This window comes from Sphingomonas sp. SL1004, assembly GCF_057815015.1.
On record NZ_JBYMUX010000001.1, the window covers coordinates 765626 to 791098 of the forward strand.

At 66.5% G+C, this 25473-nt stretch carries 20 protein-coding genes and 1 pseudogene; 8 read left to right on the forward strand and 13 right to left on the reverse strand.

Annotated features, from left to right (window positions below; all coding sequences use genetic code 11):
• Window positions 1–14: 14 nt before the first annotated feature.
• From AC3D24_RS03490 to AC3D24_RS03500, 3 genes are all read right to left on the reverse strand, one after another.
• On the reverse strand, window positions 15–2435 hold the full coding sequence (locus AC3D24_RS03490) for a TonB-dependent receptor (protein WP_489028221.1): 2421 nt from the start codon (window positions 2433–2435) through the stop codon (window positions 15–17).
• Window positions 2436–2528: 93 nt separating this feature from the next.
• Window positions 2529–3866, reverse strand: coding sequence for an MFS transporter (locus tag AC3D24_RS03495; RefSeq protein WP_489028223.1), 1338 nt, complete (start codon window positions 3864–3866; stop codon window positions 2529–2531).
• 78 nt (window positions 3867–3944) lie between these two features.
• The gene (locus tag AC3D24_RS03500) at window positions 3945–5150 is read right to left on the reverse strand and encodes a TetR/AcrR family transcriptional regulator (RefSeq protein ID WP_489028225.1); all 1206 of its coding nucleotides are present in this window, start codon (window positions 5148–5150) and stop codon (window positions 3945–3947) included.
• Window positions 5151–5468: 318 nt separating this feature from the next.
• Here AC3D24_RS03500 and AC3D24_RS03505 point away from each other — a divergent pair, with 318 nt between their 5' ends.
• The 4 genes from AC3D24_RS03505 (at window position 5469) to lysA (ending at window position 7771) form a co-directional block, all read left to right on the forward strand.
• Window positions 5469–5747 (forward strand): hypothetical protein, encoded by a 279-nt coding sequence (locus tag AC3D24_RS03505; protein ID WP_489028227.1) that lies wholly within the window; start codon window positions 5469–5471, stop codon window positions 5745–5747.
• 122 nt (window positions 5748–5869) lie between these two features.
• Window positions 5870–6259, forward strand: coding sequence for a methyltransferase domain-containing protein (locus tag AC3D24_RS03510; RefSeq protein ID WP_489028229.1), 390 nt, complete (start codon window positions 5870–5872; stop codon window positions 6257–6259).
• A complete protein-coding gene (locus tag AC3D24_RS03515; protein WP_489028231.1) occupies window positions 6256–6522 on the forward strand; it encodes a hypothetical protein in 267 nt (88 codons plus the stop codon). Before AC3D24_RS03510 ends, AC3D24_RS03515 begins: the two co-directional genes overlap by 4 nt.
• A 16-nt stretch (window positions 6523–6538) precedes the next feature.
• The gene (gene lysA / locus AC3D24_RS03520) at window positions 6539–7771 is read left to right on the forward strand and encodes a diaminopimelate decarboxylase (RefSeq protein WP_489028233.1); all 1233 of its coding nucleotides are present in this window, start codon (window positions 6539–6541) and stop codon (window positions 7769–7771) included.
• Window positions 7772–7873: 102 nt separating this feature from the next.
• Here the strand turns inward: lysA and AC3D24_RS03525 are convergent, their stop codons facing one another.
• From AC3D24_RS03525 to AC3D24_RS03545, 5 genes are all read right to left on the reverse strand, one after another.
• A complete protein-coding gene (locus AC3D24_RS03525; RefSeq protein WP_489028235.1) occupies window positions 7874–11095 on the reverse strand; it encodes an efflux RND transporter permease subunit in 3222 nt (1073 codons plus the stop codon).
• Window positions 11096–11098: 3 nt separating this feature from the next.
• Window positions 11099–12253 (reverse strand): efflux RND transporter periplasmic adaptor subunit, encoded by a 1155-nt coding sequence (locus AC3D24_RS03530; protein WP_489028237.1) that lies wholly within the window; start codon window positions 12251–12253, stop codon window positions 11099–11101.
• Window positions 12250–13512: a TolC family protein gene (locus AC3D24_RS03535; RefSeq protein WP_489028239.1), complete on the reverse strand. Its 1263-nt coding sequence runs from the start codon at window positions 13510–13512 to the stop codon at window positions 12250–12252. The genes AC3D24_RS03530 and AC3D24_RS03535 overlap by 4 nt, the downstream gene beginning before the upstream one ends.
• 55 nt (window positions 13513–13567) lie before the next feature.
• Window positions 13568–13900: a hypothetical protein gene (locus AC3D24_RS03540; protein ID WP_489028241.1), complete on the reverse strand. Its 333-nt coding sequence runs from the start codon at window positions 13898–13900 to the stop codon at window positions 13568–13570.
• Between the two features lie 219 nt (window positions 13901–14119).
• Window positions 14120–15025, reverse strand: a complete 906-nt coding sequence (locus AC3D24_RS03545; RefSeq protein ID WP_489028243.1) for an SDR family oxidoreductase — start codon at window positions 15023–15025, stop codon at window positions 14120–14122.
• A 96-nt stretch (window positions 15026–15121) separates the two neighbouring features.
• On the opposite strand from AC3D24_RS03545, the gene AC3D24_RS03550 reads away from it, so the two are divergent.
• Both AC3D24_RS03550 and AC3D24_RS03555 read left to right on the forward strand, forming a co-directional pair.
• Window positions 15122–15973 (forward strand): helix-turn-helix transcriptional regulator, encoded by an 852-nt coding sequence (locus AC3D24_RS03550; RefSeq protein WP_489028245.1) that lies wholly within the window; start codon window positions 15122–15124, stop codon window positions 15971–15973.
• 53 nt (window positions 15974–16026) lie between these two features.
• A pseudogene (locus AC3D24_RS03555) lies at window positions 16027–16239 on the forward strand (NAD(P)H-dependent oxidoreductase); the annotation flags it as partial.
• Between the two features lie 195 nt (window positions 16240–16434).
• Here AC3D24_RS03555 and AC3D24_RS03560 read toward each other — a convergent pair.
• The 5 genes from AC3D24_RS03560 to AC3D24_RS03580 form a co-directional block, all read right to left on the reverse strand.
• Window positions 16435–17682 (reverse strand): TolC family outer membrane protein, encoded by a 1248-nt coding sequence (locus tag AC3D24_RS03560; RefSeq protein WP_489028247.1) that lies wholly within the window; start codon window positions 17680–17682, stop codon window positions 16435–16437.
• Window positions 17675–20110, reverse strand: a complete 2436-nt coding sequence (locus AC3D24_RS03565; protein WP_489028249.1) for an FtsX-like permease family protein — start codon at window positions 20108–20110, stop codon at window positions 17675–17677. Before AC3D24_RS03565 ends, AC3D24_RS03560 begins: the two co-directional genes overlap by 8 nt.
• An 11-nt stretch (window positions 20111–20121) precedes the next feature.
• The gene (locus AC3D24_RS03570; protein WP_380785503.1) at window positions 20122–20802 is read right to left on the reverse strand and encodes an ABC transporter ATP-binding protein; all 681 of its coding nucleotides are present in this window, start codon (window positions 20800–20802) and stop codon (window positions 20122–20124) included.
• A 13-nt stretch (window positions 20803–20815) separates the two neighbouring features.
• Entirely contained in the window at window positions 20816–22105 is a 1290-nt protein-coding gene (locus AC3D24_RS03575; RefSeq protein WP_489028252.1) for an efflux RND transporter periplasmic adaptor subunit, read from the reverse strand.
• Window positions 22106–22180: 75 nt separating this feature from the next.
• Window positions 22181–22498: a UrcA family protein gene (locus tag AC3D24_RS03580; RefSeq protein WP_489028254.1), complete on the reverse strand. Its 318-nt coding sequence runs from the start codon at window positions 22496–22498 to the stop codon at window positions 22181–22183.
• A 192-nt stretch (window positions 22499–22690) separates the two neighbouring features.
• Between AC3D24_RS03580 and AC3D24_RS03585 the strand changes: the two genes are divergently transcribed.
• Together AC3D24_RS03585 and AC3D24_RS03590 are read left to right on the forward strand one after the other, a co-directional pair.
• On the forward strand, window positions 22691–24067 hold the full coding sequence (locus tag AC3D24_RS03585) for a sigma-54-dependent transcriptional regulator (RefSeq protein WP_489028256.1): 1377 nt from the start codon (window positions 22691–22693) through the stop codon (window positions 24065–24067).
• Window positions 24057–25412 carry a sensor histidine kinase gene (locus tag AC3D24_RS03590; RefSeq protein WP_489028258.1) on the forward strand — a complete coding sequence of 452 codons (1356 nt, stop codon included), beginning with the start codon at window positions 24057–24059 and terminating at the stop codon, window positions 25410–25412. Before AC3D24_RS03585 ends, AC3D24_RS03590 begins: the two co-directional genes overlap by 11 nt.
• The last annotated feature ends 61 nt before the right edge of the window (window positions 25413–25473 follow it).

Below are 25473 nucleotides of genomic sequence, written 5' to 3' on the forward strand. Positions count from 1 at the left end.
TTGACCCGGCATCGTCAGAAACCGAATTTCACGTAGCCACCGATCGTCCGATACGCGTCCGGCGTGCTGTAATGCAGCAGGCCAAGGTTCCCGTAGATCTGATAGCCGGTCGAGAAATACGTGTTGAACAGGTTGCGGGCATAGACCCCGACCTCGACCGAGCCGTTGATCTTGGCGACGCTCAGGCGGGTGTTGACCAAGCCGTAGGCGGGGATGAACGAATAGCTCGCGTTCGGCGTGGACGTGCCATCGGCATTCTTGACCGCTGCGGCGAGCCAGTCGCCGAGCAGCGCGCCGGTGACGGTCTGCGTGCTGCTGCGGTACGCATAGTCGATATGCGCCTTTACCTTGAGGTCGGAGCTGATCTCTATGCCGTAATCGCCGTTGATCGTGAACGACCAGCGCGGTGCGTTGGTAAGGCGCGTGCCGGTGTAGTTCGCGGTCGGGCTGGCGACGTAATCGGTGAACTTGGAGTCGTTGAACGTCACCGCGCCACCAATCGAGAAGTCGCGCACCGGCTTGACCGCCAGCGACGCCTCGAAGCCGCGCGAGCGCAGGCCGGGGGCGTTGCCGATCGCCGAGGCGAGGATCGAGCCGCCGACGCCCGTATTGACCGGGGTCAGGATCGTTGCCTGGAAGTCCTTGTACTTCGACGAGTATAGATCGAAGTTCAGTCGAACGCGGTGATTGAGGAATTCGGACTTGATGCCCGCCTCCCAGCTCTTCACCGTTTCGGGATTGTACGGATCGTATTTGTTGCCAACAAACGCGATGCCGCCCGGCTTGTAGCCGGTCGAGTAGGTCGCATAGAGCATTACGTCGGGGGTGATCGTGAACTGCGGCGCGATCCGGTAGGTGAAATGCCCTCCGTTCTTGGTGCCCGACCGGAAGTCGGCGGTCGGCGCGATGCTGGTCGCGGCGGCGATGAAGGTCGGCGAATACCCGGTCAGCGCGATCGGATCGGTGTTGAAATAGCCGATAGTCTGGCCGTTCCAGTCGTAATTGTAACGCCCTCCGAGCGTCAGGCTAAGCTGTGGTGAGGCGGTGAACTTGGTCTGCCCGAAGATCGCGGCGGTCTCGTTGTACGACTTGAACCGCACGGTGTTGCCGAGCAGCTGCCCGGTGACGGGATCGTTGGCGCCGGTGTTCGCCGTGAGAACGGGCGTGCCCACGCCGTTTGCGCCGTAGACGGGCCCGGCACCGAGAGGGCCCCACTGCACCTGCGACTGGGTGGCGTTGAGCTTGTTGTAGAAGCCGCCGACAAGATATTCGAAGAAATGCCCGGTCGGCGAGGCGATATGGACCTCTTCGCTGAACTTGTCCGAATGGAGCTTGCCGACGTTGAACGGGAGATAGGCGTTGACGGTGTCCGGAAGCAGATCGGCCGGGGTGACGTTGACGTAGCTAGTCTCGCGATAGGCCGTGATCGAGGTCAGCGTGGTATCACCCAGCGCATAATTGACGTGCAGCGAGCCGCCCTTGTTGACCATCGTGATCGAACCGAGCTGGCTGTCGAGCGAGTCGGTGTTCTTCTCGTCGGCGACCAAACCCAGTGCGGCCATCTGCGCGGTGATCGCTGCGGACGGCGCGAAGGCCGAGCCTGCAGGGCCGCCGACAGGAGTGCGGACCGAGGTGTCGTAGTGGCGGGTATATTCGCCGGCTAGGATCACTTCGAGCTGGTCGGTCGGCTGGTAGAGCAATTTCCCGCGGATGCCGTACTCGTGAACGCGGTTCAGGTTGCGGCCGATCGTGAGGTACTTGCCGGCACCATCCTGGCCCTGTTCGAATGCGGAGACGCGGAGCGCCATGGTGTCGCTGATCGGCAGGTTGATCGTGCCGTTGACGATATGATCGTTGCGCTCGCCATAGCTGCCGTAGAAATTGCCGGACGTCTCGCCGATCATAGGCTTGTTGGTGGTCAGCGAAATGACGCCCGACGTCGAGTTCTTGCCGAACAGCGTGCCCTGCGGACCCATCAGCACATCGACGCGGGCGACGTCGACCAGTCCGATCAGGCCGTTATCGCGCTGGTTGTCCATGACGACATCGTCGACCACGACGTTGACCGACTTGGCGTTGGAGAGATCGAACGAGCTGCTGCCGACGCCGCGGATCTGGAAGGCGGCACCCTGGGTAGGGTTATACTGCACCCCGGGGACGACATATTGCAGGTCGGTCAGGCCGATATAGCCGGTCTTCTCGAACTGCTCGCCGCTGATCGACGTGATCGAGATCGGCACGGACTGGGCTTTTTCCAGGCGACGCTGCGCGGTTACGACGATTTCGCTCAGGCCCTCGCCATTGTCGCTCGCGTCGGCCGTCGTCGGGGTCGCGCTCTCTTGAGGGGCAACCTGCGCGTACGCTTGTTCAGCCGTTGCGCCGGACATCAGCAAGGCGGTTCCGGTGATCAGGCGTTCGAGTTTCGAAATCTTCACTTTAGCGTTCCCCAATTACCGTCGATCCGTCAGTAGGCATTGCGGTCCTCTAGAAGCGTTCGGTGACAGAGAAATTACAGTTGTTCAGCTTCCCTAAATTATTATTTCGGTCTGCGGCATGGCCTCGCAGCGGTCGGCTCGCGCGTCCGCGCGCCCCTGTCGGACCAGCCAGATCGAGGTTGCCATGAGAAGCACGGCGCACAGGGCGGGCATGAGCTGCGCGGCTACATACGGATGTTCAACGCCGTGCGGCACGGCGGGGTCGAACCCGAGCAGCCGGTACCCTGCGAACAACAGTCCCGTCGCCAATGCGCCGCACAGGTTGAAGGGCAAGTGGAAGCCTGCATAATGCGCCGCGGCGCGCGCATCCGCGTGGCCGGAACGCGCCGCGAGGTCGAGCCGCTCGCCGAGCAATAGTCGCAACGCCATGAAGTCGACCGCGGACACCAGGCCGAACAGCACCGTCCAGAGCATCAGCGCCGCCGGACGGCCAGGCGGAAGCGCGATCAGCGCAATCGCCAGTAGAAGATTTACCCAGAATACAGCCTGCAGCACCCGCGCGGCTGGCACGCGCGATCCGCAGGCGATCGCGGCGGCAATGCCGATCGCAGCACAGACCGACTGGACCAGGATGCCGGTCGGTCCCCAGCCGGGAAGCGCCAACGCGTTGCCGACGAGGTAGAGATAGGCGGTGCCGGTGATCGCGGTATGCGCGCCGTTTAACGCGAAAAGTACGGCAAGCCTGCGGTTCTCGCGATTGGCGAACAGCAGGCGCACCGGGTCCAGCAGCGTACCGCGGTGGCGTGTCAGTCCCGGCGAGGCGCGGTCGGGGACGAGGAGGATCAGGCCGGCATGTGCCAGGGGCGCGCAGATCGACACCGCTGATAGGATCGCCGCGAACGGGGACGCGTGCCCGATGTGCAACGCGCCGATCAGCGAAAAGGCCACCATGCCGAGAATGCCTGCAAGCGATCTCAGGCCGAACACGCGTGCGCGGCCCACGCCGTTTTTCGTCGCCTCCAGCGCCCACGCTCCGTGCGTGACGTTGCAGATCGCCCAGCCGACCACCAGCGCAACCAGCGCGAGCGCAACGATCGCAAGGCTGCTCGTTCGATCGAGGCACAGCAAGACGATACCACCGGCGACAAGCAGCGCGGTGCCGCACAGCATCCATGGCACGCGTGTTCCGATCCGGCCTGACCCGCGGTCGCATAAGGCCCCGGCGATCATTTCGGCAGGTATGGCGGCGAGACTGGCAAGGATCACCAGCCAGCCGACGATCGCTATGGGCAAACCGAGGTCGTACGAAAGATAGGCTGCGAGGAAGCTGCGTCGCGCGAGGTCATAGCCTGCGAACACCCAGGTGGGCAGCGACAGCGCCAGCATCTGAAAGCCCGAGGGCGTGCTCGGGTCGGTTGTGTCATGGTCCACGCGGTCGCTTAGGCCGCAAATGCTCCCGTTCGATGACAGCGACGCGGAAGTTCGGCGCCGGAGCCCCTTGTTCGGCGCTCAGTCCTTTCGGTCGGCGGTCCAGGCATCGAGAGCCGCGAACGCACTGCGATAATAGGCGTGTTCCGGCAGCGTGCGGCTCATGGCGACCATCCGCATCCCAAACAGCGCGATCGAGACGACCTGAGCTGTCGCGCGATCGAACGCCTGATCTGCGTGCGGATCGAACCCCAGCGTCACCATATCGCTAGCGCGAATATTCTCGCCGCGCCGTCGCCGCATGTCGACGGCATAGGGGCGTAGACTAGCCGCGCGCGCACTGGCCAAGGCGATCATCGACGTCGCCTTGACGAGATCGCGAGCTTCCAGATCGTCGCCCGGTGCGGTTTTCTCGGCAAGCGCACGCTCACGCGTACCGTGGAAACGGGCGATTACCGCATGGAGGCCCGCAGCGACCAGGGCGCCGCGTCCGCCGAAATGGTAGACGACGGTCGACGCCGGCACCCCGGCCGCCTGCGCCACCGAGCGATGGGTTGCCGCATCCATGCCTTGCGAAACGATGATCCGCGCGGCGCTGTCGGCGATACGCTGGCGCTTGGGATCGTCGGTCGCCGTGATCGTGAGATCATTCGGTTTGAGCGTTGCGATCAGTCGCTCGATAGCCATACCGTCCGCGCCGCCGCGCGGCCGCAGCCCGTCGGCGAACCGGTGCAGGCATAGTACGCGCAATGCTGCATAGGCGGGCTCGTCGTCCGCGCCGAGCGCGAACCCGGCCTCGTCGAGCACATAGCCGAGCGCAAGGTCGGCCAGTCCAGACGAGCCGAACACCAATGTCGACCAGAAGGTCCCCGCGCACGCCAGCCATCGATCGAGCGTAGCCGACGGCGTTTGCTGCAGCGCGTGATGGTGGACCAGCTCGATCAGGAAGACCGCCTGTTGCCGGCCTGTCGTCGTCCAGTCCCGGAAGGCTAGATCCGCCAGCACTGCGCGGGTGGTGGCATCGCGGGGCGAGACGGTGTCGGCCAATGCGCGCCATCGCGCGAAGAAGCCCTGATCGCGTTGCGCGGCAAGATCGATGACGCGGTCGATCAGCTGATCCTTGGTCCCCATCCGCACCGATATCGCGGCGACGCTGACACCGAGGTTCGATGCGAGCGGGCGCAGGGTCAACCCGGCAAACCCGTTGCGGACGATGATGTCGATCGCGGCATCGACGATCGCGTCCTGACCAATGCCTTCCCGGCCACCAGAGTTCTGTACGTCCACGGGACTGGAGCTAGCGGACCTCGTGCGCGACGTCACGACCGATCGCTTCCCTTTTCGAGGACTGCCACCACTCCGGTCCGCTTATTCGTACGCTGGCAATGCTCTATCGAGTTCTTGCATCACGGTGCGGACGACAAAGGCGACAGGGACGCTGATCGACCAATTTCGAGCGCCCCCGGACGGCCGAAATGCCCGTGCCGGCGGAATGCTATGCTGACACTATGCGATCGGCGCGGATCGATCTCGCAGCGCTATGCCGCACTCCGTACATCACGGGGGCGGGCAGGACGCTCGCGATACGAAAGGCAACGCGGCGAGATGTCGTCTGAACCCATATCGGAGCCCGATCCTAGCGGGCTCGTCATCTATGTTGGACAGGACCGTGCGGGGCATTGGCTGGTCCAGGACAGCAGACGGAATCTGGAAGGCCGTTTCATCTCCTACGGCGCCGCCATGCGCTATGCGCTGGCGGAGCGAGACATCTACCATGCCAGCGTCCAGATCGCAGACCTGCCGCTTACGCCGCTCGTGTCCTTTGCTCCGGTCGGCCGCAACGAGCGTGCGCGGCCATGTCGCGTGACAGAGGAATGGCAATGAACGTGCGCCCGCTACCCGCCCGGTCGGGTATTGCTCCTGGAAAGGACAGGCGGACCCATTCGACGCGGCGCGCATCGAGGACGGCCGTCCATGACCCGCGCTGGCCGCTGGTCGAATCCGCCTTGTCGGCGCTGCGTAAAAGCGGCCGGCACGCAGTCCGTATCGTCGATGCCGATTGCGGCGCCGGGGCACTTCTGCTCCAGGCGCTGGAGCAGGCCAGGCAGCTTGGCTTCACCGCGATAGAAGGCCATGGCATCGATCGATCGCCCCGGTTGATCGGTCGCGCGCGCGCCGCTGCGAGCCGAGCGGAAGACCCGGCGATCGGCGCCGACTTCGCGGTGGCGGACATGATTGCTGCGTTGCAGGCGGAGCAAGACTTTCCCGCCGACATCGTGATCTGCCCTGACATCGCGCCCAACCGGAGCCCGGAGGTGGTGCGCGCGTTACGCAACGCCGGGCGGGTCGTCATCGTCGACGGTATCGGCGCATATGCTGGGGAGATCGCATCATGACCAGACGCGATATCGTCTGGCGTGGGATCGGTCTGGTGCTGGCGGTCGGCGCTTGCGGCGTTGCTACGGCGATGCAGGGATCGGCGCGGGCCCTATTCGTGTTCCCGATCGCGTTGCTCGGCCTGACGCTGATGTTCAACGGCAAGCGCGTCCTGGTGGCATTGCGTGCCGAACGTCACGGCCACCGGCATACCGCCGAAGCGATCCACGGCGTGCGTCTTCGTCGCAACGGCCGCCGATCCGATCCTCTGCAGTCCCGTTAGCAGGTACCGAACGACCATGAGCTATTTCAATTCGCGAAACGGCGTCCTGTACGCCGAAGACGTGCCGTTGCCCGTCATCGCCGAGGCAGTGGGCACGCCTGTCCATGTCTATTCCACCGCTGCTCTCCGCGGCGCGGCGGGGCGGTTAGCATCCGCATTGTCGATTCTGCCGCGGGTGCGTACCGCATTTGCGGTCAAGGCGAACCCCAACCGCGCGGTGCTGCAGCTGCTGGCCGAGTGCGGTTTGGGCGCCGACATCGTCTCGGGCGGGGAGATGCGGCGGGCCCTCGACGCGGGCATGGCGGCGTCGAACATCGTCTTTTCGGGCGTCGGCAAGACCGATCGTGAGCTTGCCGACGCGCTCGCTGCCGGTGTCGGACAGTTCAATCTCGAGCTGGAGGAAGAGGGCCATGTGCTAGCCGCGCTGGCGCGCGCGCGGGGCTGGCAGGCGACAGCCGTGTTGCGCGTCAATCCCGACGTCGATGGCGGCACGCACGCCAAGATTTCGACGGGGCTGCGTGGCAACAAGTTCGGCGTAGCGATCGCCGACGCCCCCAATGTGTACGATCGCCTGTCTCGAGTCGAAGGTCTCGATCTTGTCGGGGTCGCGGTTCACATCGGCAGTCAGCTTCGTGATCTCGCACCGCTGGAAATGGCCTATGATCATGTCGGCCGGCTCGTGGCGGACCTGCGTGCGCGTGGGCACGCCGTCAGTCGCGTCGATCTTGGTGGCGGCCTTGGCATTCCCTATCGCGACGACGACGTCGTCCCGACGCTGGACGCCTATGCGGCCATGGTCGCCAGGGTCACGCGCGAATGGGACGTCGAACTGACATTCGAGCCCGGGCGCGTTATCGCAGGTCTTGCCGGCGTGTTGATGACGCGAGTGATCTGGACGAAACCGGGCGTCGACCACCCGTTCGTGATCGTCGACGCCGCGATGACCGACCTCGCTAGGCCGGCACTATACAATGCCTTCCACCGGTTCGCAGCGGTTGCGCCTGACGGTGAGCGCATGGTCGCCAACATCGCAGGCCCGGTATGCGAGAGTGGCGACATGTTCGCCGTCGCCCGCGAGATCGATCATGTCCGCCGCGGCGATCTGGCGGTCTTCTACGCCACCGGCGCCTATGGTGCTGCAATGGCATCGACGTACAACTGCCGGGCGCTCAGCCCCCAGGTTCTGGTCGACGGCGATCGGTTCGAGGTCGTCGCCGACCGTTACCTGCCCGATGAGTTCGCGCGATGAGAGCGTTCCCGTCGGACGGCATGGATGCGCCGCTGCGATTCAAGTCCAGACTGATTCGCAGGTGCATGGGAATGGTCGTGCCTGGCGTGATCGTGGTCCCGCTCACGCGACATCTCCCGGCTCTATCCCTTGGCGGGAAATGCTGTCCGCCGGCACGCGCCTTCCGCCGAACCGAGCGTAAAGCGTCGGCAGGACGAACAGGGTCAGCAGCGTAGCCGAGATGAGACCGCCGATCACCACGGTCGCCAGCGGCTTCTGGACTTCGGCACCGGCGCCATGCCCGAGCGCCATCGGCACGAAGCCGAGGCTTGCGACCAGTGCCGTCATGGCTACGGCCCGCAGTCGCGCAAAGGCGCCATCGTGCGCCGCCTTCGCCCTATCCAAGCCTTGCGCCATCAGGTCGTGAATCGACGACACCATTACCAGCCCGTTGAGGACCGCGATTCCCGACAGCGCGATGAAGCCGACTGCGGCTGAGACGGAAAACGGCATCCCGCGCAACGCAAGCGCGAGCACCCCGCCGACCAGCGCCAGCGGCACACCGGTGAACACGATTACCGCATCGCGGAGCGAGCCGAGCGCGCCGTAGAGCAACAGCATGATGACCATGAAGCAGACCGGCACGACCAGCGTCAGCCGGTCGCGCGCCGACGTGAGGTTCTCGAACTGACCGCCCCATTCGACATAGGTTCCCGGCGGCATCTTCACCGTCGCGTCGATCGCCGCGCGCGCATCGGCCACCACGCCCGCGACGTCGCGGTCGCGCACGTTCGCCTGGACGACCACGCGCCGCTTGCCGTTCTCGCGGCTGATCTGGTTGGGGCCGTCGACGACCGCGATGTCGGCGACCGTCGACAAGGGCACGAACCCGCCCGCCGATGTCGCTACGGGTATCTGCGCCACCTCGGTCAGGTCCGAGCGCGAGTGTTCGGACAGGCGGATCACGACCGGGAAGCGTCGATCGCCTTCGAAGATCATGCCGGCCTCCCGTCCGCCGATCGCAGCTGCCACGGTATCCTGCACGTCGCCTGCGGTGACGCCGACGCGTGACATCGCCATGCGGTCCGGGCGGATGTCGAGCATAGGCAGGCCCTCGGTCTGCTCGACGCGGACATCGACGGCCCCACGTGTCCTGCGCAAGACGTCGGCGATGCGATCGGCGGCGGCGTTCATGCCGCCGAAGTCGTCGCCGAAGATTTTCACCGCGATGTCGCCGCGGACGCCCGCGATCAGTTCGTTGAAGCGCATCTGGATCGGTTGCGTGATCTCATAGGCGTTGCCCGGCAGCGTCGAGAGCTGCTTTTCCATCCGTTCGACCAGCGCTTCCTTGGCAAGCGTCGGGTCGGGCCACGCCGTCCTGGGCTTGAGGATGACGAAGGTGTCTGTGGCGTTGGGCGGCATCGGATCGCTGGCGATCTCCGACGTACCGGTGCGCGAGAAGGCGAAGCGCACCTCGGGCTGGCGCGCGAGCATCTTTTCGACCTGGAACTGCATCGCCTGACTCTGGTCGACCGACGTGCCGGGAATGCGTACCGCCTGAACCAGGATGTTGCCCTCGTCGAGCTGCGGCAGAAACTCCTGGCCGAGCGTGGTGAAGGCGACGCCCGCCACCGCCAGCGCGCCGACCGCGATACCCAGCGTGACGGTCGGGCGGCGCATCGCCTTGCCGAGGCCCGGCTCGTAACGACGCCGGAGCCAGCCGATGATCCTGCTCTCCTTTTCGTCGATGCGCTGGCTGAGCCCGATCGCGATGGCAGCGGGCACGAACGTCATCGACAGGATGAAGGCGAAGACGAGCGCGATGATGACGGTCAGCGCCATCGGTTCGAACATCTTGCCCTCCACGCCGGTAAAGGTGAGGAGCGGGGCGTAGACGAGGATGATGATCGCCTGTCCGTAGACCGACGGCCGGATCATCTCGCGCGCCGACGCTGCGATCAGATCGAGCCTTTCCCGCAGCGGCATTGGCTCGCCGCGACCGTGTTGTGCGTCGCCCAGGCGGCGGAGCGAGTTCTCGACGATGATGACCGCGCCGTCGACGATCAACCCGAAGTCGAGCGCACCGAGGCTCATCAGGTTCGCGGACACGCCGGCCTTCAGCATGCCGATACTGGTCAGCAGCATCGTGATCGGGATCACCAGTGCCGCGATCAGCGCAGCGCGGAAGTTGCCGAGCAGCGCGAACAGCACCACGATGACCAGCACCGCCCCTTCGGCGAGGTTGCGGGCAACCGTTGCGATGGTCGAGTTGACGAGTTCGGTACGGTTCAGGACCGGCTTGATCACGACGTCGACGGGCAGGGCGCGACCGATCTCCTCCAATCGCGTGCCCACGCCGGTCGAGACCGTGCGGCTGTTCTCGCCGATCCGCATGACCGCGGTGCCGACGACGACCTCGTGGCCGTTCTCCGACGCCGAGCCCATCCGCAACGCCTGGCCGGTGCGGACGGTGGCGATCTGGCTGAGCAATATGGGGACGCTCTCGCGCGTCGCGATCACGGTGCGTGCCAGCTCGTCGGCGTTGCGGAGACGACCATCGGCGCGGACCGCGAGGCCTTCGCCGTTGCGGTCGACGACGCCCGCACCCGCACTGGTGTTGTTGCGCTCCAAGGCCGTCGCGAGATTCTCCAGGGTTATCTTCATCGCCGCCATCCGCTGGATGTCGGGGACGACGAGATATTGCTTGGTGTAGCCGCCGAGGCTGTCGACCCCCGCGAGGCCTGCCGTGCCCTTCAGCTGCGGCGTGACGATCCAGTCCTGCACCGTGCGCAGATACGTCGCCTTGTCAGGCTCGCTGACGAGGTGGTCGCCTTCCGGCGTGATGTAGCTACCGTCCATCTGCAAGCCCGGCTCGCCGTTTCGGTGACGGATCTGGTCGAGCTCGCGATATTCGACCGTCCACATGAAGATGTCGCCGAGCCCGGTGGCGATTGGCCCCATCTCGGGCGTCACGTCGTCCGGCAGGTCCTCTTCTGCGGTCCTCAGCCGCTCCGCCACCTGCGCGCGCGCGAAGTATATATCGGTCTTTTCGTCGAACACCGCAGTCACCTGCGCGAAACCGTTGCGACTGAGCGAGCGGGTGTATTCGAGGCCTGGAATGCCGGCGAGTGCGGTCTCGACGGTGAAGGCAACCTGCTTCTCGATCTGGTCGGGCGACAGCGCGGGCGCCCGGACGTTGATCTGGACTTGGTTGTTGGTGATGTCGGGAACGGCGTCGATCGGCAGCCGCTGGATGGCGAACACGCCGGCGAGCGCCGCGGCGGCGGTCAGCAGCAGGACGAGCCAGCGTTTTTCGACGGCGAGCGTTACGATACGGGCGAGCATGGCCTAGTCCTCCTCTTTCGCTTCGCTCTTGCCGAGTTCGGCCTTGAGCGTGAACGAGTTGGTGGAGGCGATGCGTTCGTCACCGTTCAGCCCGGCGGTCACGGTGACGGCGCCGCCGTTGGTGCGGCCGAGCGTTACCGGGGTAGCCCTGAAGCCAGTCGCCGTGCGGACGAACACGTGGGGCTTGTCGGCGATCATCTGTACGGCAGCGGAGGGTATCGCGACGCTGCGGTCTCCGCTGGCCGGAAGGAGGACGGAGACGCCGACATTCTCGCCGATGCGCCAGATGCCGTCCGCGTTGTCGATGGCGGCGATCACCGGGACGAGCCGCGTGGTTTCGTCGAGGATGGGCGAAACGAAGGTTACATGACCGTCCTGACGTCTGCCCGCGGAAGTCACCTCTACGCGCGCGCCCGGTTTCACGCGTCCCGCGTCGGCGGGCACGAGCGACATCGTTACCGACACCTTGCCAAGGTTGGCGATGCGGAACAGCTCCGCATCGGCGGCGACCTGTTGCCCGAGCGTAGCCGACCGAGCGATCACCTGGCCTGCGATCGGCGCGCGTACCGCGATGCGGTTCAGCGAACCGGCACTGCCGCCCGTTGCCGAGAGCTGCTGCCGGGCAAGACGCAGCGCGATGCTTGCCTCCGTTGCGGCGGTACGCGCTGCCACCAGGTCCTGTTCGGGCGATACCCGTTCGGCGAACAGTCGCTGTTCGCGCCGAAGGTTCGACTGGGCGAGTGCGGACCGTGCACCGGCGGCCTCGACCTCGGCGTTGAGCGAGGCCGCCTCGCGGCTCTCGATGATCGCCAGCGTTTCGCCGCGACCGATCGACTGGCCCAGGTTGCGCGTCAGCGAGACCAGCCGGCCGCCGATCGTCGCCGACACCACCTGAACGCCCTGCGGATCGCCCTCGATGGTCGCGGGCAGTTCGATGGCGCCGGCGGCGCCGCCTACGGTCGGGCGCGCAACTTCGATCCCGGCATCGGCGATCTGCTGCGCCGACAGGCTGATGACCGAGATTTCGCCAGAAGCCTTCTCGCTATCCTCGCCAGCGGCAGTGTTCGTATCGGCCGCGGGGCCGGGGGAGGGGCCACACCCGGCTAGGGCTACGGCGATGGCGGCAGGCGCGATCGCCTGCAGGATCGTGCGGTTCATCGGTCGGTTTCCTTGGCGATAGGCGCGACGGTGGTCAGCCGCTCGAGGCGCGCTTGCGCGTCATGATAGGCGGCAAGCGCATCGATCGCGGCCGTCCGGGTTTCGAGCAGGGTCCGCTCGGCGTCGAGCAGGTCGAGCTGCCCGAACTTGCCTTCGCGGTAACCAATGCGTGCAATCCGCGCGGCTTCCACGGCCGCTGCCAACGCCGGCCCGGTGGTGTAGCGCGCGGAGGTCGCGGCGTTTTCGGCCTCGGCGTGCGTGGCCACGATGTCCTGTTCGGCGTCGAGCAGCGCCACCCGGCGCAGCGCGTTCGACTGGTCGCGTTGCGCGTCCGCGACCGCAACGGCCGAGCGGCCTCCGTTGAACACGTTCAAGGGGATCGACACGCCGAACACGGCGGCGACGTCATTGGTTTGCTCGAGCCGTCTGGCGCTGGCGCTCAGCGTCAGGTCCGGCACGCGTTGACTGCGCGCCAGCCGGACCTGCGCGGTCGCGGTGTCGAAATCCGCGCGGGCCGCAGCGGCGGTCAGCGTGCCCGTCGAACCACGCGGCTGGACCGAGCCGACCCCATCCACCCGCTGGAACCAGGCGTCGTCGAGTATGCTCACCTTTACCCCGATGAGCCGCGCAAGACTGGTCGAGGCGACGGCGGCCGATCGCTCGGCACGCTCCACCGCGCTTTCGGCAGAAATCCGCGCGACATCGGCGCGCCGTTCCTCCAGTGGCGACGCCCGACCGGCCTGCACACGCACCGCGGCGGTCCGCAAAACTTCCGTGGCGATGTCACGTTGATTGCGGGCGATCGCGATGTGGCGTTGCGCGGCGACTGCGAGGACATAGGCCTGCGTCACTCTCAGGCGAAGGTCGGCGCGCACGATCTCCGCCTGGATGTCGGCACGGTCGATCTGGGCATCGGCGACGGCGATCCGCGCACGGCGCTTGCCGCCGCGTTCGAGCGGCAGCGCCAGCCCGACGGTCGTCTCGGACGAGCGCAGGCCCCGATAGATGCCGGATCCGCCGACATTCTCGGTCTCGGCGACGAGCGAGGGGTTCGGACGAAGTGCTGCGACCCGGCGCAGCGCCTCGGCGGCGCGGGATCCGGCCGAGGCGGCGTCCTGGAATGGCGAGGACGCGCCTGCGCGTTCCAGCGCCTCGGCGAGCGAGAGGATCGGCGTCGCCGACGCCGGCGGATTGGTCTGGGCCTGCAGCGACGATGCGCAGACGCCTGCGGCCATGACGGCCGCAATGATGCGATGCATGGAAATGCTCCTGACGATGGGGACGCGGGCGCGTGTGGCGCACCCGATCGACGCGTCAGGCCTGTGGCGGTCTCAGTGCGGTATCGGCATCGCGGCCGACGAGCGCGGCGCCATCGACGCGCGCGAGCGTGGCGATGGCAGGCCCGGTCATGCCGGCCATCGTGTCGGCGTCCGGCGCGCTCAGATGGTGCGCATGGCAGCTGCCGTGATGATGCGGATAGCCCTTGTCGGCATCGGCCGGAACCTGATCTGCGTCGCCATCGACATGCGCCGCGGCTTCGTATTGGCTGGTCTCGATGCAACCGCCGATTTCAGCGGCATGCGCCACGCCGACCCATGCGGTCAGCACGAGCATCAGACAGGCAAGGAAGGGCAGGAGCCTACGCATTGGCCGGGGATTACCAGATCTTGGGGCCGCTGTAACCAGCGACTCCCGGCCGACGGAGCGACTGAGGGGCGTAGCCGGACGGTTCACCGCTATCGGACAGCAAAAGGATCGGCGTGTGCATCACGGCTGAACCCGACACCGCCGGGACGGCATTGTCCCGACGGTTCGTTCAGGTGCCTCGTTGGTGCCGGGTTGAACTGTTATCGACGCGGCCGTTGGCTATGCAGCGGCATCAGGCAGGGCATATTCCATTGCCTCCAGATCGGCGATCAAGCCCGGTCCCGTCGGCGTCCAGCCAAGCTCAGCCCGCGTCCATGCGCTGGAGGCAAGCATGTCCAGCCCCGCGAAGATCCCGAACCATCCGAAATAGTCCGACGCCTTTGCAGGGGGCACCGAAACTACCGGAACACCCAGACCCGCTGCGACCGCTTCGACGATCGTCCGCGCCGCAACCCCCTCTTCGCCAACGGCATGATAGCGCGCGCCCTTGCAGCCATGGTCGAGAACCAAGGCGTACAGCTTGGCCACGTCGAGCACATGGCCAGCCGACCAGCGGTTCGCGCCATCGCCGACATACGCCGCCTCGCCCTTCTCGCGCGCAATCTCGACGAACGGCGAAATCAGTCCTTGCTTGACCGTATCGTGGACCTGCGGGAGCCGCACCACGCGGACGTCGACCCCGGCATCGAGCAGCGCGTGGCCAGCCTGTTCCGATGCGATCCGCGGATTGGGATGGTGGTGATTGAAGGTGTCCTCGGTTGCCGGACGACCCGGGCCGTTATCACCGAGGCCAACGCCCGAGGTGATGAGCAATGGCCGATCGCTGCCTTCGAGGACGTGACCCAAAGCGGTGATGACGCTCCGATCCTTCTCGCAGTTCGCAACGAAATTGGTGAATTCGTGATCGAACGCCGTGTGGATCACGGCATCGGCCTGCGCCGCACCGGCGCGCAGGCTGTCGAGATCCTCGAGTGTCCCGCGATGTACGTCGACCCCAAGGGACGCCAGCGATCGCGCGCCCGCGTCGGATCGCGCCAGCCCCGACACCTGGTGACCGTTGCCGAGTAATTCGGGAATGATATGAGAGCCGATGAAACCGGTCGCACCGGTAAGAAACACGCGCATGGGTCGCTCCAAATTTGTCTGAAGCGACGGTTTGGCGCATTGCTTTCCCTGTTAAAGTAGTGACTTTATCAGGGTATAGAAACCAACAGGACCACCATGCCGCGCGATACGATCAATCCGCTCGGGACTTTCCTGCGCGATCGTCGATCACGAATGGACGCCGCCGCGTTCGGCTATGGCGGGACGCGTCGGCGCACGCCGGGCCTCCGCCGCGAGGAGGTCGCCCAGCGTTCCAACATATCGCCGACCTGGTACACCTGGCTGGAGCAGGGGCGTGGTGGCGCGCCGTCTGCCGATGTCCTCAATCGCATTGCCGCCGGACTGATGCTGACGGAGGCGGAGCGTGAGCATCTGTTCATTCTCGGACTCGGGCGGCCGCCAGAGGCACGCTATATCTGCTCCGACGACGTGACGCCGCGTCTCCAGCGGGTGCTGGATGCGCTGCCGATCAGTCCGGCGATCATCAAGACGGCAACGTGGGATGTCGTGGCCTGGAACGCTGCAGCGGCGATGTTGCTGACGGACTATGGCAAGCTACCGCGCGAGCAGCGCAATATCCTGCGTCTCATCTTCACCAACTCGAGCGTGAAGGCGGCGCAGGAGGATTGGCTGAGTGTCGCACGGTACGTCGTCGGAGCGTTCCGGGCAGACGCTACCCGCGCCGGATCGGCTGTGGAGATCACCCGGCTGGTCGAGGAGCTTTCTAGCCTCAGCCCGGAGTTCGAGGCGTTGTGGCGGAATAACGACGTGGCGGGACATGCGGACGGTCTGAGGCGGCTGCACCACCCAGAACACGGCTTGCTCGAGCTGGAATTTTCGGCGTTCGCCATCGACGGTCGACCAGACCTGGGTATGATCGTCTACAACCCCGCCTCGCCGGATACGACCCGGCGGATCCAGGCGCTGCTCGCCAGCATGCCCTCTACGGAAACGCCCTCCACGCGATAGCGGACCATTCGCAGTGCCCATGAGCGCGCCGGTCGATCCGGACCAGCGCCCGCGTGATCGACGCGGGAAATCGCCAATTCGATCATCCGACTGTTGGCGGTGCCGCAGCGCATCGACCAGCAAGGCAAACGCCGCCGACGGTTGCCGGCGCCGACCGTGCCGACATCGTCGTGATCGGCGCGGCATTCTATAATTTCTCCATTCCCAGCCAGCTGAAAACCTGGGTGGATCGCATCGCCGTGAAGGGCAGGACCTTCACCTACGGCAAGAATGGTCCGATCGCCCGCGGCAACGTCTATGGCGAGGGATCGCCCTACGCAGCCTATGAGCATGCCGAAACGCTGCTCCGTTCAATTCTTGCCGTGAACCTTTGGCCGAACGGCCCCGTTCATGAACCGACCCGACGACCGTGCGCGGGGCGGATCTCTGTCCGGCCGCATGCGGGACCACGGGACATGATCTTACCGAAACGCCGTTTCCTGCAGCGCACCAGTCGCGCGAAGCAATGCGGTTTCGCTGGTCAGCAGGTCGCTACGACTGCTCGCCAGCGCCAGTTGCGCACCACGCAGACTTTCGTCGGCGATCAGGATGTCGAGCGTCGAGCGCAAACCGACCGCATATTCGGCCTTCACGCCGGCCAATGCGCGATCGGCGGCGGTGACCGCCTGCGTGTTAGCATCGACGCGCGTCCTGGCGGCGGCGACATTGGCCCAAGCGGTGTCGGTCGCGCGGATCACGTTGCGCGATACGGCCTCGGTATCGTAGCGCGCGGCTCGCGCATCGGCGGTCGCCTGGCGGACCTGCGACGCGACGAGACCGCCGGTGAGCAAGGGCAGGCGAAACGTCGCGCCCGCCGCAGCGCTGCGGACGTAGCCACCATTGTCGCTGCCCGCCGCATAGCCATAGCCGTAGCTCGCGCCGACCCCGACGCTGGGCGCACCGTTGCTCCGTGCGACGCCGATCCGCGCATCGGCCGCATCGCCTGCCGACTGAGCCTGACGATAGACCGGGTTGGCCGCGATCGCCTGCGCGCGCGCATCCTCGATCGTAGCGGGCAACCCCGCGAGCGTTGCCGGCGGTGGCGCGAGTTGCCCTGCATCGACGCCGACGACGGCGCGGTAGTCCGCCGCCGCAGCCGCGAGCGCGGCGACCGCGCTGGCTTCGGTCGCGCCGGCCGATGCACGTTGCGCAACCAGCCGGGCGACATCGGTCTGCGTCCCCGTTCCCAGATCGAACCGCGCCTTCGACTCCGCCACCTGGCTGTCGAGCAACTGGATGTCGGCGCGAACGATCGCGACCGACTCCTGCTGGAACAACAGGTCGGCATAGGCACCCGCAATATCGCTGAGCACCCCGGCGGCGATGTCGCGCACGCCTTCCCCGCCCGCCGCGACATCGGCATTGGCAGCGCGGACCGCGGTGCGGACCCGACCACCGGTCCAGATCGGCAGCGATGCCGATACCGTGCCGCCGCCGCTCGTACCGCGATCGTAACGGTCGTAGCCGCCGGTAGCACCTGCGTCCGCGGTCAGCCGGCCGAGCGATCGCGCCTGCTCCGGTGCCTCGGCGAGCGCATCCTGCCGGGCATGCGCGGCGGCAAGCGTCGGATTGCTTGCCACGGCGGCCCGCACCGCATCCGCCAGCGTCTCGGCCGATGCCGGCGACGCCGCGACGAGCAACGCAGCGCCGGTAAACCAGACCCTATTCATGGCGAAGTGCCCAGGCTGGCGTTGCCCGCGACGCCCGGATCGACTGCGAGAGAACCGTCGCGATCGCGATCACCAGCGCGAGCATGCTCGCAGCGACGAAGTATAGCGGTGACAACGCGATCCGGTCGTCGAACCCGGCAAGCCACGCGCGCATCGCGACATAGGCCAGCGGCCAGGCGAGCAGGTTGGCGATCAGCACCGGCCGCAGGAACTGCCCGACCAGCAGCTTCACGACGTCGCTCGACGATGCGCCGAGCACTTTGCGAATGCCGATCTCGCGCACCCGCCTCGCGGTGGTGAACGAGGCGAGCCCCCATAATCCCACGCAACCAATCGCGACCGCCAGCCCGGCGCCGATCGCGAACAGGTTCGCCATACGGTCATCGGCCTTGTAGAGCGTATCGAGCGCCTGCAGCGTGGTGCGCGCTTCGAACGGCACTGCGGGTACCTCGCGCCGCCAGGCATCCTGCGCCGCGTCGGTAATCGCCTTGGTATCGCCGGTGTAGCGGATCAGCGCGACGGCCGATTTCGGTGGCCGCAAGGTGAACTGATACGCGGTCGGCGAAACCTTGTCGCGCGGCGAGCCTACCCGCATGTCTTCGATCACGCCGATGATCGTGCGCGGCGTCTCGACGCCGACGGTCTTGCCGATCGCGGCCTCGGGGCTTGCGAAATGGAAGGCGCGCGATGCGCTGCGGTTGATGACCATGTTGCCAGGCCGGCTATCCGACTGCTCGACGCCGGGCTTGGCCGGGTTGATGTCGGCGGGGCGCGAGGGATCGAACAGTCGCCCGGCGATCAGCGTCGCGCCCAGCACGTCGAAATAGCCCGGAATGACGTCGTAGCGTTCGAGCGATGGCCCAGGCCCAGACGAGCCCGGGATGGGGTACGTCGTCGTGGACACGTAGAGGCCGACCCCCGGCACAGACGTTCCCACGCTCACGCCGCGCGCGTTCGGCAGCGCGGCGAAGCGGTGGATCAGCGATTCCTGCTGCGCTTCGTCGAGGCTGTCGCTGCCGAACGAACGGACCAGCAACAGACGGTCGCGGTCATATCCGACATCGGCCTCGCGGACGTGCCGGGTCTGCGCGACCAGCACCATCGTCCCGACCATGAGCGCGATCGTGACGGTGAACTGGAACACGACCAGACCCTCGCGGATCCGCGCGCCTGCACGCCCCCCGCCGGGCGAGCGCGCCGACGCGAGCACCGCCGCGGCCGGCACACGCGACAGGATCAGCGCCGGATAGAGACCGGACACTGCGCCGACGACGATCGCGAGCAATACCAGCGGCAGGACCACGCCGTCCGATCCGGCATAGTGGATCGACAGATCGAGCCCGGTCGCCGCGTTGACCATCGGCACGCCAAGCTCGGCCAGCGCGAGCCCGAATACCGCGGCGATCAGCGTGGTCGCCACCGCCTCGCCGACGAAATGCCGGAGCAGCGTCGCCCGGTCCGCGCCGAGGACCTTGCGCATCCCCACTTCACGGGCGCGCAACCCTGCCCGGGCGGTCGCGAGGTTCACGTAATTCACGATCGCGACGATCAGCGTCAGCAGGCCGATGATCCCGAGCGTGGTCACCATCAGCTTTGCACCGGGTGTCTCGAAATGCGTATCGACCAGCCGCTGCACCGACAAAGTCAGCGCGAAATTGTCGTTACCCGGCGTCTCCGTCTTCACGTGACGCGCCGTGATCCCCGGCAGTGCCGCGGCAAAGCGCGATACGGCGGCGGCGTCGCGCAACCGGACATAGGTCGCCGTGCCGCCGTAATTCCACTGGTGGCTGTTGGGATAGCTTGGGTCCGCGCGATCCTGCGTAACCATTAGTGGCGCGAGCAGGTCGAACTCGAGCCGCGTATTTTCCGGCAGGTCGTCGATCACTGCGGCCACGCGATAGGCGTAGCGCTGGCCACCGAACGACACGGCAAGCGGCGCGCCGATCGGTGAATGGGTACCGAAATATTTGGTTGCGGTACGCTTCGTGATGACGACGGACGTGGGGTCGACGAACCGTCGGGGCAGCGTCCCGGCGATCGCCTTGAAGGCGAATACGTCGAAGATCGCGGGGTCGACCAGCCCGATCCGCTCGCGAATACCGACCCCGCCCTTCACGACTGCGGCCGTCTTGCCGTCGATCCGCGTGCCGACGATATCGGGCAGGTCCGCCTTGATCGCGGTCCATGCAGCGATCGGCGTCGATTGCCGCGCGCGGATGCTGCTCAATTGATCGTTGGTCCGGCTCTCGACCAGATAGATCTGCCGATGACCGGGCAGCCAGCGCTCATAGCTCGTCTCGAACCGGACATAGAGCGCGAGGACGAGGAACACGGCGATGCCGAGCGCCAGCCCGCCGATATTGAGGGCGGCGTAGAGCCGGTGGCGGGTCAGCGACCGCCAGAAGCTGATCAGGGCGAAACGGTTCATCACGGGTCCCCTCAGATCTGACGCGCGACCGAGGCGACGATGCGCCCGTCGAGCATGTCGATGCGGCGGCCGACGAGATCGGCATGCGCGGGGCTGTGCGTGACCATGATGATCGTCGCGCCGGCGGCGTTCAGGCTTTCGAGGATCCCCATCACCTGCGCGCCGTTCTCGGTATCGAGGTTGCCGGTCGGCTCGTCGGCGAGGATGAGTTTGGGATCGCCGACGATCGCGCGGGCGATCGCCGCGCGCTGTTGCTGGCCGCCCGACAGCTGGTGCGGGTAATGACGCGCGCGATGCGAGATGCCGACGCGGTCCATCGCCGCCTCGATTCGCCCGCGCCGGTCGCCCTTCTGGTCTTTCCGATAGGCCAGCCCGAGCTCGACATTCTCGGCGATCGTCAGCTCGTCGATCAGGTTGAAGCTCTGGAACACGAAGCCGAGCGTCTGCGCGCGGAACTGCGCCAGCGTCGCCTCGCCCTCGCTCGCCAGATCGCGGCCGTCGAACAGATAGCGTCCGCCGGTCGGTCGATCGACCGTGCCGAGCGTGTTGAGCAAGGTCGACTTGCCGCAGCCCGATGGGCCCATGATCGCGACGAACTCGCCAGCGGCGACATGGAGGTTGATATCGGCAAGCGCAGTCGTCTCGACCGCATCGGAGAGATAGCGGCGCTGAATGCCGTCCAGGGTGATCATGATTTTGGACCCTTCACTTGAGGTTGATCGAGGCGGCTTTGTTGAAGCCGCTGGTGTCGGAGGTGACGATGCGTTCGCCGGCGGCGACGCCGGACAGGATCTCGACTTGCCCCGCGTTGCGGCGGCCGATCCGGATCGTGCGGCGCGTCGCATGCGTGCCGCTCGCGTCGAGGACATAGGCGGCGGCGCCACCGTCGCTGTCGAGCCAGCCGCCGAGCGGCGCTACGATCGCGGGACGCGCTGCACCGAGCCTGATCCGGGCATCGAGCGCCTGGCCGCGGTTGAGGCCTAGCGGCGCCGGTCCGCGAAAGCTGAGCTCGACGCGGAACCGACCGTCGGTCACCGCGGGCAGGACCTTTGTGACGACGAGGTGCGGCGTACCTTCGCCGCTCGCCTGCTGCCCGATCTGGACGCGACCGAGAAAATACTGGTCGACGTCGGCGATCAGTTTCCAGGAGCCTTCGCTGTCGACTTGGCCAGCAGGATCGCCGGGCTTGAGCGACTGGCCGGGCTGGATCGTGAAGTTGGTGAGGCGGCCGGTCGCAGGCGCACGAATGGTCAGCGCGTCCAGGCCATCGCGCACCGCCGCCAGATTGCTCGACAGGCGGCCGCGCGTATCGGACAGCCGGCTCGCCTGAAGCTTGGCGATCCGCTGTTCGGCACCTTCCGCCGCATGCAATTGCGCGACGCGCTGGCGCTGATATGCGGCCTCCTCCTGATAGCTTTTCAGCCCCGCGTCGGACACGAACCCCTTGTCGTGGAGTTGCTGGCGGATGCTCAGGTCGCGCCGCGCCTTGATCAGGTCATAGTCGGCGCCCGCCACCTGCGTATCGCGGTCGCGCGAACTGCGTTCCAGCGAAAGGTCCTCGCCCGAAACCTGGCCGAGCTGGCTCGCGATCGCGGCCTCGCGCGTCAGGATATCGAGCTTCAGCTGCGGATTGGCGAGCGTGGCCAGCGGTTGGCCGGCAATCACCGCCGCGCCGTCCTGCACGATCAGGCGCTCGATCTGGCCACCGGATACCACGCCGACCAGCGTCGTGATGTTCGGTGCGACCGTCGCGCGAACGGGAACCGCGTCGTCGAACGGTGCGCGCGTCACGGCACTCGTCTCGACATCGGCCACCGCGACATCGGTGGAATGCGCCGACGGAAGGAAGCGCCACAGCGCAATTGCACACACGACCGCAAGCGCCACGGCGGCCCATATCCCGAGACGGCGGCGCGAGAGTCGCGGCGTCTCGACGCGGCGATCCATGCTGGCACCGCTCGTCGCGGTCGGGCTGGGAGGAGAGTCAGAGGTCACGATCGGTGATCCATGCGTGAGTGTCCAAATCCGGACGGCGACTGTCCAGCGTCGGACAGTCGCGGCCCCACCAACTCAACCACGCAGGGCCTGACTATCGAGGCCGGCGATGCGGTGCGCTTGCTCGACGACATTGCGCCGGCAGGATAACTCCGACGTCGTCAACATCCGGGCTCCGTCCGCGCAGACCAGGTTGGCGGCGCCGGCGACACGACGGTCGAAAACGGCCCGGCCGGCGGGGTTGGTGAGATCGAGATCGCGGTATTTCACCGTGGCTTGCCGGGGAGCGTTGATACCGGCCGTGCTTGCGCTGGCAGGGTTGGCGAAGGCGACGAGACTGGCAGCGCCGGCAAGGCTCAGGACGGAACAGACAATCCGTTGGGAGGTATTCATGGCAGGACCCTTTCCGTCGGCGATGCTGCCGACCCATCCTGCTGAGCATGAGCCGTGCCAAACAGGCTAAGCTGCTGGTTTGCAGGAGAAGTCCGCTACCTCCGCCGTCCGGTCCGCGATGATTGATGACCATGATCGGACATCGGGTGTCCACCTCCGGACACTGGCACGCATCTTGATTGTAGAGCGGGTATGACCAAAGCTGCGCCGATGTCGTCCAAGCCCTCCTTCGATCGCTGCCTCGTCGTCGACGATGACGAGGACATTCTGCTCGCCGCGCGCCTGCTGCTCGCGCCGATGTTCAGCGAGATCGTGACAACCACGTCCCCGGACGAGGCTATAGCGGCGATGGAACGCGGGCATTTCGACGCGGTGCTGCTCGACGCCAATTTCGCGCGCGGTGCGACCGACGGCTCGGAGGGGTTTCGCTGGCTGGGTCTGATGCAAGCCGCCGATCCCGCCGCCGCGATCGTGATGATCACCGCCCATGGCAGCGTCGCGGTGGCGGTTGCCGCGATGAAGCACGGCGCGACCGATTTCGTCTCGAAACCCTGGAACAACGATCGGCTGCTGGCGACGGTGCGCAACGCCGCCGCACTCGGCCGAATGCGCCGACCCGATACCGGCCCTGCGACGGCGAAAGCGACCGGCTCGCCGTTGCTCGGCACGTCGCCGGCGATGGCGCGCGTCCAGTCGCTGATCGAGAAGGCCGCGCCTACCGACGCGAACGTCCTCATCCTCGGCGAGAACGGCACCGGCAAGGAACTCGTCGCGCGCGAACTCCACCGCCTCTCGCGGCGAGCCGCAGGAGAACTGGTGACGGTCGATCTCGGTGCGATCGCCGAGACATTGTTCGATTCCGAACTGTTCGGCCATGCCAAGGGCGCGTTCACCGACGCGCGGACGGATCGCATAGGACGGCTGCAGTCGGCCGATCGCAGCACGCTGTTCCTCGACGAGATCGGCAACCTGCCGCTCCATCTCCAGCCCAAATTGCTGACCGCGCTGGAGCAACGTCGTGTGACGCCGGTCGGCACGAACCGGCCGGTGGCGATCGACATCCGCGTCGTCTCCGCGACGAACATGGCTGTCGCCGGTCTCGCCGACGAGCGGCTGTTCCGCCAGGATCTGCTGTTCCGGCTCAATACCGTCGAGATCGAACTGCCGCCGTTACGCGAGCGCCGTGAGGATATCGCGCTGCTGCTGAACACGTTCCTCGACGAGTTCCGCACCCGCTACGACAAGCCGGATCGGAACTTACCTGCCGATGTCCTCGCCGCCCTGATCGCGTACGACTGGCCCGGCAACGTCCGCGCGCTTCGCCACGCCGCCGAGCGCGCGGTCATCCTTGCCGAAGGCGGAGCCTATACCTTGGCCGACTTCCCCCTCGGTCGATCGGCGCCGGTAGCCGAGGCGGCACCGGTCGACGACCTCAACCTCGACCGGGTCGAACGGCAGGCAATCGAACAAGCCCTGAAGAAGCACGCGTTCAACATCTCGACCGCAGCCACTGAACTCGGACTGTCGCGCGGCACGCTGTACCGGCGGATGGAGAAGCATGGCCTTTAGACGCCGTTTCGCAGTGCGCCTGGCCGCCCGAGTCCTGCTGCTGCTCGTCGCGCTGAGCGTCGCGAGCCTGCTCGCCGCCTATCAGCGCGCGCCGACCGCGATGCTCCTGGCGATCGGCTTTGCGCTGCTCGTCACTATCGGCCTCTGGCGGCTCGTTTCCGAGAGCAATGCAGACCTCACGCGGTTCGTTGCCGCGCTCGACCGCACGGACCTGAGCCAATCATTCATCTGGAGCGGCCGGGGCGCAGGGTTCGACCGGCTCGGCGCAGCGTATGAGCGTGCACTCGCGCGGCTCCGCGAAGAACGGACCGGTGGCGCCGTCGCGGCGACGTTCGCCAGCGCACTCGCAGACGGCGCTCCCACGCCGCTGCTCGTCCTGGGACCGGGCGACGCACTGACGCTGGGCAACAAGGCGGCAAGGCGCCAGTTCGGCCGCGGGTCGCCGACCGATATCACGGGACTGGACCGTTACGGCGAGGCGTTCGTCGACCTGCTCCGGGCGTCGGCCCCTGGTCCCAGCCGGCTCGGCCGGATCGTCCTGGACGGCCTGTCGCAACGCGTCGTCGTCGACACCACGCTCATCGATCTCGGCGGCGACGTTCGGCGGATCGTTGCCGTGAAGGTGATCCAGGCCGAACTCGACGGTGCCGAACTCGCCGCACAGATCGACCTCGTGCGCGTCCTGACGCACGAGATCATGAACTCGCTGACCCCGGTGACCTCGCTCGCCGCAACCGCGAAGCAGCTGCTCGATGCGCTGGATGCCACCGAGCACCCGGCGATCGGCGACGCGCAACTCGCGGTTGGCGCGCTCGCGCGACGGGCCGCCGAACTCGAACATTTCGTCGAAACCTACAAGGGTTTCAGCGAGGCCCCGACGCTGCGCCGCGAACCGATCCACATCGCCGACTGGCTGAGACGGACTGCTGCGATCCAGGCCGCCACACCCAGCGCCATCGCGCCGGTAACGCTCCAGATCGCGTCCGGACTGCCACCGCTGGACGGCGACGTCGCGCTGCTGACGCAGGTCCTGCTCAATCTTCTCAAGAACGCCAGTGAAGCGATCGCCGCGACCGAATATCCGCACATCGAAGTGACCGCGGAAGCACGATTGCCGGGGCGCATCAGGATAACCGTCACCGACACCGGATCGGGCGTCGCTCCCCATCTCGCCCGAGAGGTCTTCCTTCCCTTCTTCACGACCAAGCCCGGCGGCAGCGGGATCGGGCTGAGCTTCGCCCGCCAGATCGTCCTGCTGCACGGTGGGCAGATCGAAGTCGGTGAAGGCCTGCCGAGCCGTATCGTCATAACCCTTCCGGTTACGTCCGATCCCGCTGCTCGTTGACGCGCGCTGGCCTAATAGGCGTGACGGCTCCGAACACCGTTCGGAGCCGCCCTTGCTTCCC

Excerpts from the sequence above, each read along its gene's own strand:
- AC3D24_RS03580 (WP_489028254.1), bottom strand. The coding sequence starts at position 22,498 with ATGAATACCTCCCAACGGATTGTCTGTTCCGTCCTGAGCCTTGCCGGC.
- AC3D24_RS03585 (WP_489028256.1), top strand. The coding sequence starts at position 22,691 with ATGACCAAAGCTGCGCCGATGTCGTCCAAGCCCTCCTTCGATCGCTGC.
- AC3D24_RS03545 (WP_489028243.1), bottom strand. The coding sequence starts at position 15,025 with ATGCGCGTGTTTCTTACCGGTGCGACCGGTTTCATCGGCTCTCATATC.
- AC3D24_RS03525 (WP_489028235.1), bottom strand. The coding sequence starts at position 11,095 with ATGCTCGCCCGTATCGTAACGCTCGCCGTCGAAAAACGCTGGCTCGTC.
- AC3D24_RS03505 (WP_489028227.1), top strand. The coding sequence starts at position 5,469 with ATGTCGTCTGAACCCATATCGGAGCCCGATCCTAGCGGGCTCGTCATC.
- AC3D24_RS03540 (WP_489028241.1), bottom strand. The coding sequence starts at position 13,900 with ATGCGTAGGCTCCTGCCCTTCCTTGCCTGTCTGATGCTCGTGCTGACC.
- AC3D24_RS03590 (WP_489028258.1), top strand. The coding sequence starts at position 24,057 with ATGGCCTTTAGACGCCGTTTCGCAGTGCGCCTGGCCGCCCGAGTCCTG.
- AC3D24_RS03565 (WP_489028249.1), bottom strand. The coding sequence starts at position 20,110 with ATGAACCGTTTCGCCCTGATCAGCTTCTGGCGGTCGCTGACCCGCCAC.
- AC3D24_RS03570 (WP_380785503.1), bottom strand. The coding sequence starts at position 20,802 with ATGATCACCCTGGACGGCATTCAGCGCCGCTATCTCTCCGATGCGGTC.
- AC3D24_RS03560 (WP_489028247.1), bottom strand. The coding sequence starts at position 17,682 with ATGAATAGGGTCTGGTTTACCGGCGCTGCGTTGCTCGTCGCGGCGTCG.
- AC3D24_RS03535 (WP_489028239.1), bottom strand. The coding sequence starts at position 13,512 with ATGCATCGCATCATTGCGGCCGTCATGGCCGCAGGCGTCTGCGCATCG.
- AC3D24_RS03515 (WP_489028231.1), top strand. The coding sequence starts at position 6,256 with ATGACCAGACGCGATATCGTCTGGCGTGGGATCGGTCTGGTGCTGGCG.
- AC3D24_RS03550 (WP_489028245.1), top strand. The coding sequence starts at position 15,122 with ATGCCGCGCGATACGATCAATCCGCTCGGGACTTTCCTGCGCGATCGT.
- lysA (WP_489028233.1), top strand. The coding sequence starts at position 6,539 with ATGAGCTATTTCAATTCGCGAAACGGCGTCCTGTACGCCGAAGACGTG.
- AC3D24_RS03530 (WP_489028237.1), bottom strand. The coding sequence starts at position 12,253 with ATGAACCGCACGATCCTGCAGGCGATCGCGCCTGCCGCCATCGCCGTA.